This is a genomic window from Streptomyces sp. NPDC058664 (genome assembly GCF_042716635.1).
In the GTDB taxonomy this organism is placed as follows: Bacteria; Actinomycetota; Actinomycetes; order Streptomycetales; family Streptomycetaceae; genus Streptomyces.
Map to the genome: position 1 here is coordinate 73,758 of NZ_JBHXRW010000005.1, position 18,702 is coordinate 92,459.

General features: G+C 71.2%; 12 protein-coding genes. 6 read left to right on the forward strand and 6 right to left on the reverse strand.

What is annotated here, in order from left to right; all coding sequences use genetic code 11:
* Positions 1–96 precede the first annotated feature (96 nt).
* On the forward strand, positions 97–2,664 hold the full coding sequence (locus ACFWUY_RS06125; protein ID WP_384102561.1) for a SpoIIE family protein phosphatase: 2,568 nt from the start codon (positions 97–99) through the stop codon (positions 2,662–2,664).
* A gap of 110 nt (positions 2,665–2,774) precedes the next feature.
* On the opposite strand, the gene ACFWUY_RS06130 is transcribed toward ACFWUY_RS06125, so the two are convergent.
* Together ACFWUY_RS06130 and ACFWUY_RS06135 are read right to left on the reverse strand one after the other, a co-directional pair.
* On the reverse strand, positions 2,775–3,482 hold the full coding sequence (locus tag ACFWUY_RS06130) for a PspA/IM30 family protein (protein ID WP_384102563.1): 708 nt from the start codon (positions 3,480–3,482) through the stop codon (positions 2,775–2,777).
* A 29-nt stretch (positions 3,483–3,511) separates the two neighbouring features.
* Complete coding sequence (locus tag ACFWUY_RS06135) at positions 3,512–5,620, reverse strand: TPM domain-containing protein (RefSeq protein WP_384102565.1); 2,109 nt, start codon at positions 5,618–5,620, stop codon at positions 3,512–3,514.
* Positions 5,621–5,766: 146 nt separating this feature from the next.
* On the opposite strand from ACFWUY_RS06135, the gene ACFWUY_RS06140 reads away from it, so the two are divergent.
* Both ACFWUY_RS06140 and ACFWUY_RS06145 read left to right on the forward strand, forming a co-directional pair.
* Positions 5,767–6,822: a hypothetical protein gene (locus ACFWUY_RS06140; RefSeq protein WP_384102567.1), complete on the forward strand. Its 1,056-nt coding sequence runs from the start codon at positions 5,767–5,769 to the stop codon at positions 6,820–6,822.
* A 140-nt stretch (positions 6,823–6,962) separates the two neighbouring features.
* Positions 6,963–7,778, forward strand: coding sequence for a transglutaminase domain-containing protein (locus tag ACFWUY_RS06145; protein ID WP_384102569.1), 816 nt, complete (start codon positions 6,963–6,965; stop codon positions 7,776–7,778).
* Here ACFWUY_RS06145 and ACFWUY_RS06150 read toward each other — a convergent pair.
* From ACFWUY_RS06150 to ACFWUY_RS06165, 4 genes are all read right to left on the reverse strand, one after another.
* Positions 7,756–8,529: a succinate dehydrogenase/fumarate reductase iron-sulfur subunit gene (locus ACFWUY_RS06150; RefSeq protein WP_384102571.1), complete on the reverse strand. Its 774-nt coding sequence runs from the start codon at positions 8,527–8,529 to the stop codon at positions 7,756–7,758. The two genes, ACFWUY_RS06145 and ACFWUY_RS06150, sit on opposite strands and share 23 nt — an antisense overlap.
* Positions 8,526–10,409 carry a fumarate reductase/succinate dehydrogenase flavoprotein subunit gene (locus tag ACFWUY_RS06155; protein WP_384102573.1) on the reverse strand — a complete coding sequence of 628 codons (1,884 nt, stop codon included), beginning with the start codon at positions 10,407–10,409 and terminating at the stop codon, positions 8,526–8,528. Before ACFWUY_RS06155 ends, ACFWUY_RS06150 begins: the two co-directional genes overlap by 4 nt.
* Position 10,410: 1 nt before the next feature.
* Positions 10,411–11,232, reverse strand: coding sequence for a hypothetical protein (locus ACFWUY_RS06160; protein ID WP_384102575.1), 822 nt, complete (start codon positions 11,230–11,232; stop codon positions 10,411–10,413).
* An 83-nt stretch (positions 11,233–11,315) separates the two neighbouring features.
* Positions 11,316–11,546 carry a hypothetical protein gene (locus ACFWUY_RS06165; protein ID WP_384102577.1) on the reverse strand — a complete coding sequence of 77 codons (231 nt, stop codon included), beginning with the start codon at positions 11,544–11,546 and terminating at the stop codon, positions 11,316–11,318.
* 247 nt (positions 11,547–11,793) lie between these two features.
* Here ACFWUY_RS06165 and ACFWUY_RS06170 point away from each other — a divergent pair, with 247 nt between their 5' ends.
* The 3 genes from ACFWUY_RS06170 (at position 11,794) to ACFWUY_RS06180 (ending at position 18,610) form a co-directional block, all read left to right on the forward strand.
* Positions 11,794–14,250: an ABC transporter family substrate-binding protein gene (locus tag ACFWUY_RS06170; RefSeq protein WP_384102579.1), complete on the forward strand. Its 2,457-nt coding sequence runs from the start codon at positions 11,794–11,796 to the stop codon at positions 14,248–14,250.
* Between the two features lie 340 nt (positions 14,251–14,590).
* Positions 14,591–16,492: a translational GTPase TypA gene (typA, locus tag ACFWUY_RS06175; RefSeq protein WP_384102581.1), complete on the forward strand. Its 1,902-nt coding sequence runs from the start codon at positions 14,591–14,593 to the stop codon at positions 16,490–16,492.
* Positions 16,493–16,972: 480 nt separating this feature from the next.
* The gene (locus ACFWUY_RS06180) at positions 16,973–18,610 is read left to right on the forward strand and encodes an ABC transporter substrate-binding protein (RefSeq protein WP_384102583.1); all 1,638 of its coding nucleotides are present in this window, start codon (positions 16,973–16,975) and stop codon (positions 18,608–18,610) included.
* Positions 18,611–18,702: the final 92 nt, after the last annotated feature.

Genomic DNA, 18,702 nt, shown 5'->3' on the forward strand with positions numbered 1-18,702 from the left:
CACCCTGTGATCGTGAACGTCGTGCCGTCGGGGCCTGCCGTATTGAATACTGCGGGCATGGCCGGTACGGTGCGGTGAGCTGGAGGGGACGGTCGCGTGAGCGAGATACCTGAGCAGGCGAGCGGCGGCGTCGTGTGGCAGAGCAGCCCGCCCGGATCCATCTATGACTACATCCGGGTGGCCTCCTTCTCGATCGGGCCCGACGGCCTCGTCGAGCAGTGGAGCCGACGCGCCGTGGACCTCTTCGGAGTAACCGCCGAGGAAGCCATGGGCAAGGACCCCGTCGAGGCCTTCATGCCCTCCGACCTGCGCGAGCGAGGTCACCGGAAGGTCAGGGAGATCCTCGACGGCAAGGAGTGGACGGGCCTCGTCCCCTTCCGGATTCCCGGCGAGGACCAGCCCCACGGCATCGCCGAGATGTACGTCATGCCGAGCGAGACCCAGTCCGGGGAACGGGCCGCGCTCTGCATCGTCGTCGACGTCCGCGCCCTGCGCCGCATCGAGACCGACCTTGCCGCCTCCCAGGCGATATTCGGCCAATCCCCCTTCGGGTTTCTCCTCTTCGGCACCGACCTCACCGTGAAGCGGGCCAACCGGCGCTTCGCCACCGTCTTCGGCGGCTCCGCCGACGACCACCGAGGCCGGACCGTCCACGACTACCTCAACCGGGCCGAGGCCGACCGGATGACCACCGCCCTCCGCGGCGTCCTGGAGACCGGCGAGTCCGTCACCGACTTCGAGATCGTCGGCGCCGCACCCGGCGCGAGGGACCGCCGCCACTGGTCCATCAACCTCTACCGGGTGCACAGCGGCTCCGGCCGCCCGATCGGCGTCGCGGGCCTCGGCATCGACGTCACCCGCCGCCACAACGCCGCCAGGGAAGCGGCCAGCGCCCGCCGCAACCTGGCACTCCTCAACGAGGCCGGCGCCCGCATCGGCAACTCCCTCGACCTGGAGGCCACCGCCAGGGAACTCCTCGACGTCGCCGTCCCCGGCTTCTGCGACCTGGCGTCCGTCGACCTCTACCAGGGCCTCCTGACCGGCGACGAGGCACCGCCCGGCCGGTGGGGAAGCTCCCACGACGTCGGCTACGGCGGCAGCGCCGAACTCCGCAGGGTCGCCGTCGCCAGCGCCGTCTCCGACACCCCCCTCAGAACCGACGCGGGACACGGAGCGGGCAGCGGCTGTTGCGGACCCGAACCGATCGAGCTCGGGGCCGTCCACCGCTACCCCTTCAACTCGCCCTGCGCGGGTGCCCTGCGCACCGGCCGCCTCCGGACCGTACCGGGCGCCGACGGCGACCTCGTCCAGACCACCCTCGTCGTCCCGATGGTCGCCCACGACACCGTCGTCGGCCTCGTCCAGTTCTCCCGCGCCAAGGGCAGCGAGTCCTTCGGAGAACGCGACCGCGCCCTCGCCGTCGAACTCGCCGCCCGCGCCGCCGTCTGCATCGACAACGCACGCCTCTACCGCCGCGAGCACGAGCGGGCCCTGATCCTCCAGCGCAGCCTGCTCCCGCCCGGCGACCCCGAGGCGGCCGGACTCGACATCGCCTGCCGCTACCTCCCCGGCACCGCCGCCACCGAGGTCGGCGGCGACTGGTTCGACGTCATCGAACTCCCCGGCCACCGCACCGCCCTCGTCATCGGGGACGTCATGGGCCGGGGCCTGCGCGCCGCCGTCGCCATGGGCGAACTGCGCACCGCCGTCCGCACCCTCGCCCAGCTCGACCTCGAACCCGCCGAGGTGCTCTCCCACCTCGACGAGATCGCCCGCGGCCTCGGCGCCCCCATCGGCGCCCAGCAGTCCCGCGGCCACAAGTCCCGGGGCCCCGAACTCTCCGAGGTCTACCTCGCCACCTGCGTCTACGCCGTCTACGATCCGGTCACCCGCCGCTGCACCTTCGCCAACGCCGGGCACCTGCCGCCGGTGCTCGTCGCACCGGGCGAGGGAGCCCAGCTGCTCGACGTACCCCCCGGGATGCCACTCGGAGTCGGCGGCGAACCCTTCGAGGAGGTCGAGGTCGAACTGCCGGAAGGCGCCCTCCTCGCCCTCTACACCGACGGACTCGTCGAGTCCCGCGACCACCCCCTCGACGAGGGCCTGAGCGCCTTCCAGCGCGCCCTCACCGACCCGGCCCGCCCCCTGGAGGACGTCTGCGACCGCGTCCTGAACAGCCTGGAGACCGGACACGGCGAGGACGACATCGCCCTGCTCATGGCCAGGATCCAGGGACTGCCCGGCGAGGCCGTCGGCGACTGGCGGCTGCCCAGGGAACCCCGCTCGGTCGGCCGGGCACGGGAACTCGCCCGCGCCCAGCTCAAGGCCTGGGACCTCGAACCGCTCGTCGACACCGTCGAACTCCTCGTCAGCGAGCTCGTCACCAACGCCCTGCGCTACGGCGAGGGGGAGATCCGGCTGCGGCTGCTCCGCGACCGGACCCTCGTCTGCGAGGTCTGGGACGCCGGCCTGGTCCAGCCACGCCGCCGCCGGGCCAAGGACACCGACGAGGGTGGCCGGGGCCTCCAGCTGGTCGGGCTGCTCAGCTCCTCCTGGGGCTCGCGGCGCACCCCGCGAGGCAAGACCGTCTGGTTCGAACTGGCCCTGCCGGACGGCGAGGGGGCGGCCGAACCCACGGTGGAACAGCTCCTCAGCATGTTCTGACCGTCGCCGGCCCCCGCCGAGCGCCCCCGCGGCCCGCCGCCACCCGCCGGCCGCACGGCGGAGCCACGTACCGATCAGTCCTTGAGCGCGGGTCAGCCCTTGAGCATGGATCAGCCCTTGAGCGCGGCGAGCCGGGCCTCGATCTCCGCGCTGTCGCCCAGCGCGTCCAGCTGCTCGAACTGGGCGTCCAGGGAGGAGGCGGCGAGCTCCTGCTCGCCCATCGCCCGCGCCTCCTCCCGGCGCACCTTTTCCTCGAAGCGGCTCAGCTCGCTCGTCGGATCGAGCACGTCGATGTTCTTCACGGCGTCCATCATCCGGTTCTGCGCCCGCGCCGACGTGGCACGGGCCACCAGCTCGTCGCGCTTCGCCTGCAGCTCGCCCAGCTTGGCCTTCATCTGGTCCAGGCCCGTCCTGAGCTTCGCCACCACCTCGGTCTGCGCGGCGATCGTCGGCTCCGCCGTCCTCGCCTCCTTCTCCGACTGGAGCTGGCGGCCCAGCGCCACCTTCGCCAGGTTGTCGAAGCGGTCCGCCTCCGCCGTCTGCCCGCCGCTCCGCAGCTCGTCGCCCTTCCGGCTGGCGGCGAGCGCCTTGCCGCCCCACTCCTTCGCCGCCGCCAGATCCTCCTGGTGGTCCTGCTCCATCAGCCGGAGGTTGCCGATGGTCGCGGCCACCGCCTCCTCCGCCTCCGCGATGTTGTTCGAGTAGTCGCGGATCAGCTGGTCCAGCATCTTCTGCGGATCCTCCGCCTGGTCCAGCAGCGCGTTGATGTTCGCCTTCGCCAGCTGGGTGACCCGGCCGAGAACGGTCTGCTTGGTCATCGCTCTTCTCCTTGAGAGGGTCCTTGTGATCAGAAGCGGCCGCCGCCCCCCAGCCGGCCGCGCGTGCCGCTGCCGCCGAAGCTGCCGGGCCCGCCGCCGAAGCCTCCGCCCCCGAACCCCCCGCCCGAACCTCCACCGAACCCCCCATGTCCGCCTCCCCTTCCACCGCCGAACAGTCCGCCGAGGATGATGCCGCCGAGCACGGCCCCGCCGAGCCCGCCGCCACCGCTTCCTCCCACTCCTGTTACACCGCCCAGGCCGTTCGGGTTCCCATAGGTCCGCACGTCCTGCTCGGCGAGGTCCTGGGCCCGCCGGGCCAGGGCGTCCGCCTGCTGTGCCTCCACGAGGGCGGTCTGCGGGTCGTCGGCGTCGGCCAGCGCACGCGCTTTCTCCCAGCGGCGCCGGGCCTCGGCCAGGCGGGTGCGGGCCTCGCTGCCCACCGCGCCCCGATGGGTGGTGACGTAGTCCGAGGCCGCTCCGATCGCCGCGCGGGCCGTCAGCATCGCCTGATCGAGGAGCGCGCGGGCGCGCCGCGTACCCGATTCGCGCTCCCGTGCGCCCTCAAGGGCCTCGTCGAGCGCCGCGTCGGCCTCCTCGACCCGGCGCAGGGCGTCGAGCGGGTCGTACCGCCCGGTGTCCACGAGGCGCCGCACCTCCGCGACCACCGATCGGGCCCGGGCGATCCGGCCCTGGAGATCGGCCGTGGACACCCCTGCGGCGGTCCCCTCCAGCAGCCCCTGGGCGTCGGCCAGGTCCGCGTCCGTCTCCGACAGCGCGCCCGGCAGCCTGCCGACCGCCTCGGCCAGCTCCTGCGCCCGCCGGTCCACGGCCTCGATCAGCCGGGCCGCCTGGTCCACGGCGCCCTCGGCGGCCCGGATGTGCACGGCGGCCCCGCCGTTGTCCCCCGCGTCGATCTGCTGACGAGCCCGGTTGACGTGGGCCGTCGCGAACACGAGCCGGTCCTTGGCCTGTTCCGCATGGCCCGCGACGGGCGCGGCGGCCGTCTCGGCGTACCGCTCGCGCATCGCGGCGAGCGCCGCCTCGGCCATGCCCGTCCTGCCGGCCTGCTCCCGGAAGGCGGCCTCGACCGAGTCGAGTGCCTGGGGCGCGGTCCGCTCCAGGGCGCGGAGCCGGTCGAAGTCCTCGCTCTCGGCGTCGAGGCGCGCGTTCGCCTCCGCGCAGCGGCGCAGGATCTCGTCCAGCATGGCCCGGCGGGTCGAGTCGTCCTCGGGGAAGGCGTCGTCGAGTTTCTGCCGCAGCCGGAACGAGGCCGTCAGCTGCTCCTCGGCGAAGGCGACCGCCTCGGTGAAGGGCCGCACCGCCTCCTCGCCGAACTGGGCGGTCGCGAAGCCGAGTTCCTCCTGACTGGTGCGGACGGCGTCGTCCGTGTCGACGAGCGTCCTGCGGGCCTGCCCGTCGAGCTCGTCGAGGGACGGCGGCGCGGGCTCCTTCGGGGCGCCCCAGCCCTGGCCGCCCTGTGGCGTGGTGCGGGTCTCGGTCCGCCGGCGCCGTCTGGCGTACGCGTACGCCCCCACGGCCCCGGCGCCGCCGACGAGGACCAGCGGCAGGAGCAGATCGGTCCCCGAAGTCCCGCCGTCGGCGCCGCCGCCGGGGTCGGCGGGCCCGGGAGTGACGGCCGGTGCGGGGACGGGCTGCCCGGCGAGTACGGCGGCGTATCCGTCGGCGGCGCCGATCGCGGCGCCCGCCCAGTCGTTCTGCCGCAGCGCGGGTTCGATCGCCGTCTGCGCCACCTCGTCGAGCTGGTCCTGGGTGAAGCGCGAGTCCGGGTCGGCCGAGTAGCCGTACCGGCGGTCGTGGGTGGCGACGGCGAGCAGGACGTCGTCGAGGCCGAGGCCGTTGCGCTCCGCCGTGGCGTCGGCCCAGCTCTGGCCGGAACGGCCGGAGAAGTCCCGCACGTAGACGACGAAGAGCTGGATCCGCCGCTCGTCGTAGAGCCGGTCGAGGGCCTGGGCCACGGCCGTGCGGCGGTCGCCGAGGGCGCCCACCCGGTCGGTGATCTGGCCGTCCCGGGACAGGACGACGGGGTCGTCGGCGTGGGCACCGTGAACGGCGGGCACGAGGAGCCACCACGCCGCCACCAGTACCGCGAGAAGGGTTCGGGTGGCTATTCGCGTCACAGAAGGGAGGCTATGTCCGCGTATGTCGCTTCGCGAGCGGACCAGGGCCGGACGGAAACCATTCTGCACAGCGCTGCGCCGCCGGACGGAAACCGTTCTGCACAGCCCTGCGTCACTGTCGGTAGCCGCCGCTACGGTGTGAAGCGGTGGTACGGACGACACGACGGCTCTGGGGGACTCGGGTGACTGGACGGCTGAGGAGTATGTGGCGACGGGGGCGCTGGTTCGCGCTCGGCCTGGCCCTGGTCCTCGTGGTGCCCCCGCTGTTCAGCGCGCTGGCCCTGCGCGTCAGCTACACGGGCGACCTCAGGGAGGACGCGCGGACCCGCGGCAAGGACGCCATCTGGCTCGGACACGCCTGGGTCGACGGACGGAAGAAGGACGCCGACCTCGCCGCGTTCGCCGAGCGGATCAAGGGCACGGGCATACGCGACCTGTACGTCCACGCCGGCCCCCTGGAGCACGACGGCACCCTGCCCGCCGCCAGGTACCCCCGCGCGAAGTGGTTCATCGACGCCGTGCACCGCACGATGCCCGGGATACGGGTGCAGGCCTGGCTCGGCGACGTCCTGGCCACCGAGGGGCCCGACGGACTGCACCTGGAGAAGGCCGGTTCGCGGGCCGCCGTGGTCACCTCGGCCCGTCAGATCCTGGACACCGGCTTCGACGGGGTCCACTTCGACCTGGAACCGCTGCTCTCCGACGACGCCCACTACCTCTCCCTCCTCGACGACCTCGGGAAGCTGACCCGGGCGCGGAAGGCCCCGCTCTCGGTCGCCGCCCACCAGATCGACCCTCTGCCCGGCCTGCACTCGGTGAACGGCGTGGTCAGCGGCAGCGAGAAGTGGTGGTCGCAGGAGTTCTTCGGAGAGGTCGCCCGGCGCGTCGACCAGATCGCCGTCATGTCGTACGACACCTGGATGCCGCTGGAGGGCCTCTACGGCGGGTACGTCGCCCAGCAGACCAGCCTCGCCCTCGAAGTGACCCCCGAGTCGACCGACCTGCTGATGGGGCTCCCCTTCTTCCACGAGGACGACCTCGGGCACCACGAGAACGCGGAGACCGTCGAGGCGGCCGTCCGGGGCACCAGACTCGGCCTCGGGCGCACCGACCCCGACCGCGAGCGGTTCGGCGTCGCGCTGTACGTCGACTTCGCCGCGGAGGAGGGCGACTGGGCGGCCTACCGCGCCGGCTGGCACTGAGCGCGCGACGAGCGACGAGCGACGAGCGACCTCGCGACGGGCGACCCCGCGCGCCCCGGGGAATCCGGGCGGAGGAGGATGGTCGTGCCGACGCGACCGCGTCGCCGCGCAGAGGTTGTCGCGCAGAGGGGGAGTACGCCGTGACCAGTCGTCTCTTGATGCCCTTCCGGCCCGCCGGGGCGGGGCCCGCCCGCTCGGCGGAGCCCACCGGCTCGACCCGGCCCACACCGATCCTGGACCTGGCGCACCCCCGGGTCACCGCGCTCGTGGCGCGGGTGCGGCGGGCGGCGGACGAGCGGGACGCGGTGACGGACCGGGACCGGCTCAAGGCCGCCCACGGGATCATCGCCGCCACCGTGCGGCCGGTGTACTCCGTGGAGGACCTGCGCCGGGTGTCGCGGACGCTCCGGCTCGGCCGCGGTTCCTGCAGTCAGCGCATGGCGGTCCTGGAGGCGGTGGCCCGGTCGCTCGGCGTGCCCACCCGGGTGCGGGGCCTGCTGGTCGACGGCGCGTTCTGGTACCCGCGCTTCCCGAGGCTGCGCCCCTTCGTGCCCGAGGAGGTACTGCTCGCCTGGCCGGAGTTCCTGCTCGACGGCGCCTGGGTACCGGTCGCGGAACTCTTCGCCGACCAGCAGGCCCCGACGGCCGAGGCTCCGGAGGGGCCGGGCGGGTTCACCAACTCCGGCCCCGAGACCCTCTTCGAGGCCGTCGCCCGGACCACCGTCGACTGGGACGCCCCGGCGGCCTGTGCCGGTTCGGCCCCCTGCGACCTGTCCGCCCACCTCCGGACGGACCTCGGCCGCTTCGCCTCGCGCGACGAGCTGTTCGCCCGGCACGGCCAGACCCTCTGCCTCCCGGCCCGCACCCTCGCCGAGCCGGTCCTCGGCCGCTGGGGCGCAGGTGCGGGAGCGGGCACCGGCGCGGACACGGGACCTACGGCGTCCTCCGCCGCCTGATGGTGTCGCCGAGCCACACGAGCGGGTCGAACTTCCGGTCCACGACCCGCTCCTTCAGCGGAATCAGGGCGTTGTCGGTGATGCGGATGGACTCCGGACACACCTCCGTACAGCACTTGGTGATGTTGCAGTAGCCGAGCCCGTGTTCTTCCTGCGCCGTCCGCCGCCGGTCGGTCCCGGCCTCCTCCGCCGCGTCCAGCGGGTGCATGTCGAGCTCCGCGATCCGCATGAGGAAGCGGGGCCCGGCGAAGGCCTCCTTGTTCTCCTCGTGGTCGCGCACCACGTGGCAGGTGTCCTGGCACAGGAAGCACTCGATGCACTTCCTGAACTCCTGCGAGCGTTCCACGTCCTCCTGCCGCATCCGGTACTCGCCGGGGCCCACCCCGGAGGGCGGGACGAACGCCGGGATCTCCCTGGCCTTCGCGTAGTTGAAGGACACGTCCGTGACCAGGTCGCGCACGACGGGGAAGGCGCGCATCGGGGTCACGGTGATCACCTCGTCCCGCGCGAACACCGACATCCGCGTCATGCAGAGCAGCCGCGGCCTGCCGTTGATCTCGGCCGAGCACGAACCGCACTTGCCGGCCTTGCAGTTCCAGCGCACCGCGAGGTCCGGCGTCTGGGTGGCCTGCAGGCGGTGGACGACGTCGAGGACGACCTCGCCGTCGTGCACCTCCACCGTGTAGTCGGTCAGCCCGCCGCCGCCGGCGTCGCCCCGCCAGATCCGGAACCTCGCGTCGTACGTCGTCATGACCCCAGCTCCTCCTCGGCGAGGTACTTGGCCAGCTCCTCCGACTCGAAGAGGGCGAGCAGGTCGGGGCGGATCGGCTCGGTGCGGACCCGTTCGAGCCCGATGCCGTCCCCCTCGATGTGGCACAGCAGGTTCACCTGCCGCCAGGCGCGGTCCATCGCCGGGTAGTCCTCCCGGGTGTGCCCGCCCCGGGACTCGGTGCGTTCCAGGGCGGCGCGGGCCACGCACTCGCCGACGAGCAGCATGTTCCGCAGGTCGAGGGCGAGGTGCCAGCCGGGGTTGAACTGCCGGTGGCCCTCGACCGAGATCCGCCGGGCCCGCGCCCGCAGGGCGGCGATCCGCTCCAGGGCCTCGGTCATCTCGCCCTCCCGCCGGATGATCCCGACGAGGTCGTTCATCGTCTGCTGGAGCTCCTGGTGGAGCGTGTACGGGTTCTCGGGAGCGTGTCCGTCGGGCCCGGCGAACGGAGCCAGTGCCTCCGCCGCCGCGGCCTCGACGTCCGCCGGCACGACCCCGCCGGAGGCGCCCGACAGCGCGTACTGCGCCGCGTACAGACCGGCCCGCCGTCCGAAGACGAGCAGGTCGGAGAGGGAGTTGCCGCCGAGCCGGTTGGAGCCGTGCATGCCGCCCGCGACCTCCCCTGCCGCGAAGAGCCCCGGCACCCCGGCCGTCGCGGCCGTCTCCGAGTCGACGGCGACCCCGCCCATCACGTAGTGGCAGGTCGGCCCGACCTCCATGGCCTCCGCCGTGATGTCGACGTCGGCCAGCTCCTTGAACTGGTGGTACATCGAGGGCAGCCGGCGGCGGATCGCCTCGGCCGTCATCCGGGTCGACACGTCGAGGAACACCCCGCCGTGCGGGGAGCCGCGCCCGGCCTTCACCTCGGAGTTGATGGCCCGGGCCACCTCGTCGCGCGGCAGCAGCTCGGGCGGGCGCCGGTTGCGGTCGGGGTCCTCGTACCAGCGGTCGCCCTCCTCCTCCGTCTCGGCGTACTTCTCCTTGAAGACGTCGGGGACGTAGTCGAACATGAAGCGCCGGCCTTCGGAGTTCCGGAGCACCCCGCCGTCACCGCGTACGGACTCGGTGACGAGGATGCCCTTCACCGACGGCGGCCAGACCATGCCGGTCGGATGGAACTGCACGAACTCCATGTTCACCAGGGGCGCCCCGGCGAGCAGCGCGAGCGCGTGCCCGTCGCCCGTGTACTCCCACGAGTTCGACGTCACCTTGAAGGACTTGCCGATGCCGCCGGTGGCGAGGACGACCGAGGGCGCCTCCAGGACGAGGAAGCGCCCGCTCTCCCGCTCGTAACAGAAGACCCCGGCGACCCTCCCGCCTTCGTCCTTGAGGACGCGGGTGACGGTGAACTCCTGGAAGACCTTCAGGCGCGCCTCGTGGTCGCCGGTCTCGCGGTGGTCCTCCTGCTGGAGCGCCACGGTCTTCTGCTGGAGGGTGCGGAGCAGTTCCAGGCCGGTCCGGTCGCCGACGTGCGCGAGCCTCGGGTACTCGTGGCCGCCGAAGTTGCGCTGCGAGATCCGGCCGTCCGGTGTGCGGTCGAAGAGCGCGCCCCAGGTCTCCAGCTCCCAGACCCGCTCGGGGGCCTCCTGGGCGTGCAGTTCGGCCATCCGCCACTGGTTGAGGAACTTCCCGCCGCGCATGGTGTCGCGGAAGTGCGTCTTCCAGTCGTCCTGCGGGTGGACGTTCGCCATGGATGCGGCGATGCCGCCCTCGGCCATCACGGTGTGCGCCTTGCCGAAGAGGGATTTGCAGATCACCGCCGTGCGGGCGCCCGCACGGCGTGCCTCGATCGCGGCCCGCAGCCCCGCGCCGCCCGCGCCGACCACGACCACGTCCCACTGCTCTCGCTCGACGTGCGTCATCTCAGAAGAACCTCGGGTCGTCGAAGGTGCCGGTGGCGAGCAGGTACACGTACAGGTCGCAGAGGGCGACGCTGAGCAGGGAGGACCAGGCGAGCAGCATGTGGCGGGCGTTGAGCCGGCCGACCCAGGTCCAGAGCCGGTAACGGACGGGATGCTTCGAGAAGTGCCGCAGCCGGCCGCCGACGATGTGCCGGCAGGAGTGGCAGGAGAGGGTGTACGCCCAGATGAGGGCGATGTTGACGAGGAAGAGGACGGTCCCGAGCCCGGCGTGGCCCCAGGCGTAGTCGGCGTTCCGGAAGGTCAGCACGGTGTCGTACGTGAGGATTCCGGCCACCGGCAGCGCCGCGTAGAAGAAGTACCGGTGGAGGTTCTGGAGGAGCAGCGGGAAGCGGGTCTCACCGGTGTACGCGCGGTGGGGTTCGGCCACCGCACAGGCCGGGGGAGCCGCCCAGAAGCCCCGGTAGTAGGCCTTCCGGTAGTAGTAGCAGGTCAGCCGGAAGCCGAGCGGGAAGACCAGGATCAGCAGGGCGGGGGAGAGCCCCCACCAGCTGCCGAAGACCTCCCAGTTCGGCCCGCCCTTCATGGGGACGCAGTTCTCCGCCAGACACGGCGAGTAGAACGGCGAGACGTAGGGGGCGGCGTAGTAGTCGGCGTTGGCGAAGGCCCGCCAGGTCGAGTACACGACGAAGGCGAGGAGTCCGGCGGCGGTGGCCGCGGGGGAGAGCCACCACCGGTCGGTGCGCAGATGGCGGGCGGCGATGGCGGCGCGGCCGGGGGAGCGCACCCCCGTCGCCGCGCCGGGGGGTTCCGTACCTGTGGCCAACAGGCCCTCCTACGGTCGGTTGCCGGTACGTCCTGGGCGCCGGTCCTGCGCGGCGCCCGTGCGTCCTGGGGCGCCGCTACGTCCTACGGCGCGTGGCGGTCACGTGCTCCGAGCCCCTCGTCGTCCGTGTCCGTCCACAGCCCGCTGTCGTACGGGGCGTCGGGGATGGTCACCCGGCCTTCGGCGCGTCCGGAAGCCGGGGCCGGGGACGCGCCCTGATCCGCCGCCATGACGGAGCGCTCCAGCTGTCCGACCGTGCGGACCAGGTCTTCGAGGCAGCGCCTGACGGCCGCCAGATCGTCCTGAACGGACATGGTTCGCCCTCACTTCCGCGAGCGGCTTCGGCAGGAGTGTCGCGCGTCACATCCCGCATGGGAAGCCATGTGCACCGGATTCCACTCGTCCGGAGCGTCCGGTCCTCGGGGGATTGGGCCGCACGGGTGGCGTTTTCCGGACTGCCGTCGTGTCGCCGTGGCCGGATCTACTCCGTCCTTTTCAGTGTATGAGCAATAGGTGTGATCATCTCCAAATGGAATGAATCTGGACGAAGGGGTACAAGTCATGTCCCAGATCGGCGCCCCTCGCGGGAGGACATGCTCCAGGAGCCCCCGCTCCCGCACGCTCCGCTCCGTCGCCACCCTGACCAGCGCCGTCCTCGCCGTCACCGTGCTCGCCGGATGCAGCTCCGACGACGGGAACGACGGCGCCCCGGTCGCGGCCCAGGACAACGCGCCCGCGGCACGCGACGAGGTCGCCGACGGAGGCACGCTGCGCTGGGCCGTCGACGCGCTGCCCGCCACGTTCAACACCTTCCAGGCCGACGCCGACGGCACCACCTCCCGTATCGCGGGGGCCGTGCTCCCCTCCCTCTACACGCTCGACGAGCGGGGCAGGCCGCAGCGGAACGCCGACTACCTGGAGTCCGCGGAGGTCGCCGAGACGGAGCCCAAGCAGGTCGTCCTCTACAAGCTCAACCAGCAGGCGGTGTGGAGCGACGGACGCGAGATCGGGGCGCCCGACTTCGTGGCCCAGTGGCGGGCGCTGAGCGGCCGCGACACCGCGTACTGGACCGCCCGCAACGCCGGCTACGAGCGGATCGAGAAGATCGAGCGGGGCAAGAGCGACCTGGAGGTACGGGTCACCTTCTCCAAGCCCTACGCCGACTGGCAGTCCCTCTTCACCCCGCTGTACCCGAAGGAGGTGATGGGCTCTCCCGACTCCTTCAACGACGGGGCCCGCACCACCCTCAAGGCCACTGCAGGACCGTTCCTGCTGAAGGCGACCGACCGCAAGAACGGCGATGTCACCCTCACCCGCAACCCCCGCTGGTGGGGCCGGCCCGCCAAGCTCGACAGCATCGTCCTCAGGGCCGTCCCCCGCGCCGAGCGCGCCGCCGCCCTCGCCGCCGGCACCCTCGACCTGGCCGAGATCGACCGGTCCACCGCCGAGCGGATCGCCCTCGCGCTCCGCGACGCCCGCGCCGGACGCGGCGGCGCGCAGGCGGCGCTCGCCCACGGCCCCGGGTCCTCGATCACCCCCTCCAAGGCCCTGGAGTCCTGGGCGCTCGCCCACGGGTCCGACGAGGAGAAGGCGGCGGAGGTCCGGGCCGCCCGTGAGCAGAACCAGCAGGCCGTCGCCCGGTACGCGAGTACGCAGGACACCCTGGCGAAGTACGTGGTCCGCAAGTCCCTGGAGCCCGCCTACACCCAGCTCTCGCTGAACGGCGAGTCCGGCCCGCTCGCCGACGAGCGGGTACGGCGTGCGGTGGCCCGTGCCATCAACCGCCAGGAGCTGGCCGAATCCGTACTGAAGCCGCTCGGCCTCCCGGCGCATCCTCCCGGCAGTCACCTGGCCCTCGCCGGGCAGGCGGCGTACGCCGACAGCAGCGACGCGCTCGGCGAGCAGGACACCGAGGAGGCGCGGGCGCTCCTCGCCGACGCGGGCTGGGTCCCGGGCGGCGCGGCCAGGAAGCCGGCGGACGCGGGCACCAAGGCGGGCAGCGAGGCCGAGAAGAAGGCAGGGGAGAAGGAAGAGAAGAAGGCCGGCGAGAAGGCCTCCCCGAAGGCAGCGGCGGACAAGAAGGCGGCGGCGGACGAGAAGGGCAGCGACACCGCCTCCGACGAGGGCCTCTACATCGTCGGCGACGACAAGCCGGGCGAGCGCCGAGCCGCCCCCGCCGCCGTCCCGGCCCCCGCCGTCGTCCCCGCTCCCGCCGTCCCCGCCGTCGTCCCCGCCCCGGCCGTCCCCGCCGCCGGCCCCGAGAACGGCACCCGCGTCCTCGCCCCGGCCCCCGCCGCCGCCCGCCAGAGCGCCGCGCTCCTCGCCCGGGCCGAGGCCCTCGACACCGGCACGGCCGCCGCCCGTGCCGCCCACCCGGCCGACAAGGGCGTCGCCGGGGCCTACGCCCCGCGCGGCACCGCCGCCCCCGCGGCCGTGCCCGAGGCCGCCAAGGCCCTCGGCAAGGACGGCAAGGCGCTCAGCCTCCGCTTCGTCCTGCCCTCAGGCCCCGGCTCCGAGTCGCTGCGCGCGGTCGGCGACCGGATCGTCCGGATGCTCGACGCGGTCGGCATCCGCACCGAGGTCACCAAGGTCTCCGACGACAGCTTCTTCAAGGACCACGTGGCCTCGGGCGACTACGACCTGGCCCTCTACTCCTGGCCGGCCTCCGCCTTCCCGGCGACCGACGCCCGGCCGATCTTCGCCAAGCCCGAGCCCGCGTCGGATGGCTCGCTCCTGGTCGAGCAGAACTACTCGCGGGTCGGCACCGATCGTATCGACCAGTTGTTCGACCAAGCGGCGGGGACGCTCGACGAGGAGGAGGCCCGGGAGCTCGTGCGCCAGGCCGACGCCCGTATCTGGGCCGCCGCCGGCTCCATCCCCCTCTACCAGCGGCCCCAGCTCGTCGCCGCCAAGGCCGATCTGGTGAACGCCGGGGCCTGGGGTTTCGCCGCTCCCCGCTACCAGGACATCGGCTACAAGAAGGCCGAATCCTCCAAGGGCGCGGAACGAAACCGCTGAAAGCTCTGAAAGTGCAGGTCACAACCTCAGAAGCAGCTCAATTTCCTTGCCCGCCGGTGATCCCGGCGGGCAGGATCGCGTCGGCCGCTTGACCCGGCCCGTCCACTGTCACTTCGCAGGCCCCCCTCGCACGTGCACCGCCGTCGTACCTCTGTCGTACCTCCGTCGCGCCGCACCCCGGGCGCGGCGGCGAACCCCCCAGTAGACCCTCTCGGATCCGGGCGGGGAAGCCCCTTGCGCGGCAGCCCCGTACCATAGGAGGTAGCCGTGGCGCGTCCGCCCGGCGGGCGTACGAGGAACTGACGCCGCATCCCACGATCCGAGAGAAGCGCAAGCACCCATGCCCACGCGCCACGACATCCGTAACGTCGCCATCGTCGCCCACGTCGACCACGGCAAGACGACCATCGTCGACGCCATGCTCAAGCAGGCCGGTGCCTTCGCCGCCCACCAGCAGCTCGACGACCGCATGATGGACTCGAACGACCTGGAGCGTGAGAAGGGCATCACGATCCTCGCCAAGAACACGGCGGTGAAGTATCACCCCAAGGACGGCGGGGCCCCGATCACGATCAACATCATCGACACCCCCGGCCACGCCGACTTCGGTGGCGAGGTCGAGCGCGGTCTCTCGATGGTGGACGCGGTCGTCCTCCTCGTGGACGCCTCCGAGGGTCCGCTCCCGCAGACCCGCTTCGTGCTGCGCAAGGCCCTCCAGCAGCGCAAGCCCGTCATCCTCTGCATCAACAAGACGGACCGCCCGGACTCCCGGATCGACGAGGTCGTCAACGAGACCTACGACCTCTTCCTGGACCTGGACGCGGACGAGGACCAGATCGAGTTCCCGATCGTCTACGCCTGCGGCCGTGACGGCATCGCCTCGCTGACCAAGCCGGAGAACGGCACGGTCCCGCAGGACTCCGACAGCCTGGAGCCGTTCTTCTCCACCATCCTGGAGCACGTCCCGGCCCCGGTGTACGACGAGGAGGCCCCGCTCCAGGCCCACGTCACCAACCTCGACGCCGACAACTTCCTCGGCCGCATCGCGCTGCTCCGCGTCGAGCAGGGCGAGCTGCGCAAGGGCCAGACGGTCGCGTGGATCAAGCGGGACGGCACGATCTCCAACGTCCGCATCACCGAGCTGATGATGACCGAGGCGCTCACCCGCAAGCCGGCGGAGGTCGCCGGCCCCGGTGACATCTGCGCCGTCGCCGGTATCCCGGACATCATGATCGGCGAGACGCTGGCCGACCCGGAGAACCCGATCGCGCTGCCGCTGATCACGGTCGACCAGCCGGCCATCTCCATGACCATCGGTACGAACACCTCGCCGCTCGTCGGCCGCGGTGGCACGGGCAAGGGCGCGGACGCCAAGTCCGCGGTCAAGCAGCGCAAGGTCACCGCCCGCCAGGTCAAGGACCGCCTGGACCGCGAGCTCATCGGCAACGTCTCGCTCCGCGTCCTCGACACCGAGCGTCCCGACGCCTGGGAGGTCCAGGGCCGTGGTGAGCTCGCGCTCGCCATCCTGGTCGAGCAGATGCGCCGCGAGGGCTTCGAGCTGACCATCGGCAAGCCGCAGGTCGTCACGAAGCTCGTCGACGGCAAGGTGCACGAGCCCGTCGAGCGCCTCACGGTCGACGTGCCCGAGGAGCACATGGGCGCGGTCACGCAGCTCATGGGTGTCCGCAAGGGCCGCATGGACAACATGTCGAACCACGGCTCCGGCTGGGTCCGCATGGAGTTCGTCGTTCCGTCCCGTGGCCTCATCGGCTTCCGTACGGAGTTCCTCACCAACACCCGCGGTACGGGCATCGCCCACTCGATCCACGAGGGCCACGAGCCGTGGTTCGGCACGCTGACGACCCGTAACAACGGTTCGCTGGTCGCCGACCGCGCCGGCGCCGTCACCGCCTTCGCGATGACGAACCTCCAGGAGCGCGGCGTCCTGTTCACCGACCCCGGCACCGAGGTGTACGAGGGCATGATCGTCGGCGAGAACTCGCGCTCCGACGACATGGACGTGAACATCACCAAGGAGAAGAAGCTCACCAACATGCGCTCCTCCTCGGCCGACTCCTTCGAGGCGATCGTGCCGCCGCGCAAGCTCTCCCTGGAGCAGTCCCTGGAGTTCTGCCGCGACGACGAGTGCGTCGAGGTGACCCCGGAGGCCGTGCGCATCCGCAAGGTGATCCTCGACCAGAACGCGCGCGGTCGTGCGACTTCCCGCGCCAAGAACAGCTGAGTAAGGTCGCATACGGCCGAGCGCGGCTGGGTAGGTCGTCGACCTGTGATCTTCGCCGCTCTCCGCTGACATGACGTCAGCACCGGAGCCCGGACCCCCACAGACACCTGTGGGGGTCCGGGCTTTTCGTCAAGTTCGGTCAACTCCATTTCGGAGGCCGGGTGTCCGCATATCGACCATCGCTCTCCGGTACGTGTGTTAACAGTCCGTTTCGCGGGTGTCTGTCTGTGCTCAGTTTGTCCGGATTTCGGTATCTGGGTGCCTGGTGATGTTGTCAAAACGAGACCACTTAAGTGTGGTTTACAGCCCGGACGTACTTAATAGTTGGCTCCATTGAGCTCGGGTCAATGGGTCACGCACTGTGGGGAGTGCCGACTCACGAGCACACTCGGGGTACTTGGGTGCAACGCCGTCAGGGGTGTCGGCGAACTCGGAGTGCCCCTCTTGTAGTGACAAAAGTGGACTCATGAGGAGGAACCCATGCGCGGTGCCAAGAGCGCCAAGTGGGTAACGGGCGCGATCATCGTTGCCCTTGCTGCGACCGCCTGTGGCGGGGGTAAGAGCGACGGCGGCGACGCCAAGGGCGCTGTTGACCCGAACGGGATTTTCTCCGTGGAGCTGGGCGAGCCTGAGAAGCCCCTGCTCACCGGTGACACGATGGAGTCCAACGGCTCCGCCGTGATGGCCGGCCTGTTCTCGACCCTGGTCGACTACAAGGCCGACGGCTCCCTGGAGATGATCAACGCCGAGTCGGTCACCACGACGGACTCGAAGACCTGGACCGTCAAGCTCAAGCCGGGCTGGACCTTCCACGACGGCACCCCGGTGACCTCGAAGTCCTACGTGGACGCGTGGAACTGGAACGCCAGCCTGAAGAACGCCCAGGGCCTCGCGTCCTGGTTCGCGGACATCAAGGGCTTCGAGAAGGTCCACCCCGACGCCGAGGGTGCGAAGCAGACCGCCGAGAAGCTCGATGGTCTGACCGTCGTCGACGAGACCACCTTCAAGATCGAGCTCTCGAAGGCCGTCCCGTACTTCGGTCACAAGCTCGCCTACATCGTCTTCGCCCCGCTCCCCGAGTCCTTCTACAAGGACCCGGCCGCGGGTGGCCAGAAGCCGGTCGGCAACGGTCCCTACAAGTTCAAGAGCTGGGACCACAAGAAGAAGATCGAGATCGTCCGCTACGACGACTACAAGGGCCCGAACAAGGCGAAGAACGGCGGTGTGGTCTTCAAGAACTACACCACCCTCGAGGCCGCGTACGAGGACCTGAAGTCCGGCAACGTCGACGTCCTGCGTCAGATCGCGCCGAAGGACCTCCCGGTCTACCGCCAGGACCTCGGCGACCGCGCCGTGGACCAGCCGTACTCCGCGATCCAGACGATGGCCATCGCCTTCTACGCCGACCAGTGGAAGAAGCCGAAGCAGGTCGACCCGAAGGTCATCCAGGGTCTGTCCATGGCGATCGACCGTGCCACCATCACCAAGACGGTGCTGCAGGGTACGCGTGAGCCCGCGACCGGCTGGGTCGCCAAGGGCGTCCTGGGCTTCCAGGAGGACGGTGGCGCCGGCGTCACCAAGTTCGACCCGGCGAAGGCCAAGGAGCTCATCAAGGCCGGCGGCGGCGTCCCCGGCAACAAGATCTCCATCCAGTTCAACGCCGACGGTGGCCACAAGGAGTGGGTGGACGCTGTCTGCAACTCCATCACCCAGGCCACGTCCGTCCAGTGTGTCGGCGACGGCAAGCCGGACTTCCAGGCCGACCTGAACGCCCGTAAGACCAAGCAGGTCAAGTCGATCTACCGCTCCGGCTGGGTGCTCGACTACCCGGTGAACGCCAACTTCATCTCGGACCTGTTCCGCACGGGTGCGGCGGGCAACCAGGGCGACTTCTCGAACAAGGCGCTGGACGCGAAGATCGCCAAGGCCGACTCGGCTCCGACGCTCGACGAGTCTGTGAAGCAGTTCCAGGCGATCGAGAAGGAGCTGGTCAACTACATGCCGTCGATCCCGCTCTGGTACTACAAGGTCAACGCGGGCTACTCCGAGAAGGTTTCGGGCGTGGCTTACGGTCAGGACGGCGACCCGATCCTGACCGGCGTCGAGGTCACGAAGTAATCACCCAAGCGTAGTCCGCACGCCGTCTCGGGACTGACGGATCGTCAGTCCCGTCTCGGTGCCTTACGCAGCGGCTGGGGGGCCCTTCCACG

What these genes read in the sequence shown, in the direction of transcription:
- ACFWUY_RS06170 (WP_384102579.1), top strand. Translation starts at nt 11,794, where the DNA reads ATGTCCCAGATCGGCGCCCCTCGCGGGAGGACATGCTCCAGGAGCCCC.
- ACFWUY_RS06155 (WP_384102573.1), bottom strand. Translation starts at nt 10,409, where the DNA reads ATGACGCACGTCGAGCGAGAGCAGTGGGACGTGGTCGTGGTCGGCGCG.
- ACFWUY_RS06180 (WP_384102583.1), top strand. Translation starts at nt 16,973, where the DNA reads ATGCGCGGTGCCAAGAGCGCCAAGTGGGTAACGGGCGCGATCATCGTT.
- typA (WP_384102581.1), top strand. Translation starts at nt 14,591, where the DNA reads ATGCCCACGCGCCACGACATCCGTAACGTCGCCATCGTCGCCCACGTC.
- ACFWUY_RS06130 (WP_384102563.1), bottom strand. Translation starts at nt 3,482, where the DNA reads ATGACCAAGCAGACCGTTCTCGGCCGGGTCACCCAGCTGGCGAAGGCG.
- ACFWUY_RS06150 (WP_384102571.1), bottom strand. Translation starts at nt 8,529, where the DNA reads ATGACGACGTACGACGCGAGGTTCCGGATCTGGCGGGGCGACGCCGGC.
- ACFWUY_RS06165 (WP_384102577.1), bottom strand. Translation starts at nt 11,546, where the DNA reads ATGTCCGTTCAGGACGATCTGGCGGCCGTCAGGCGCTGCCTCGAAGAC.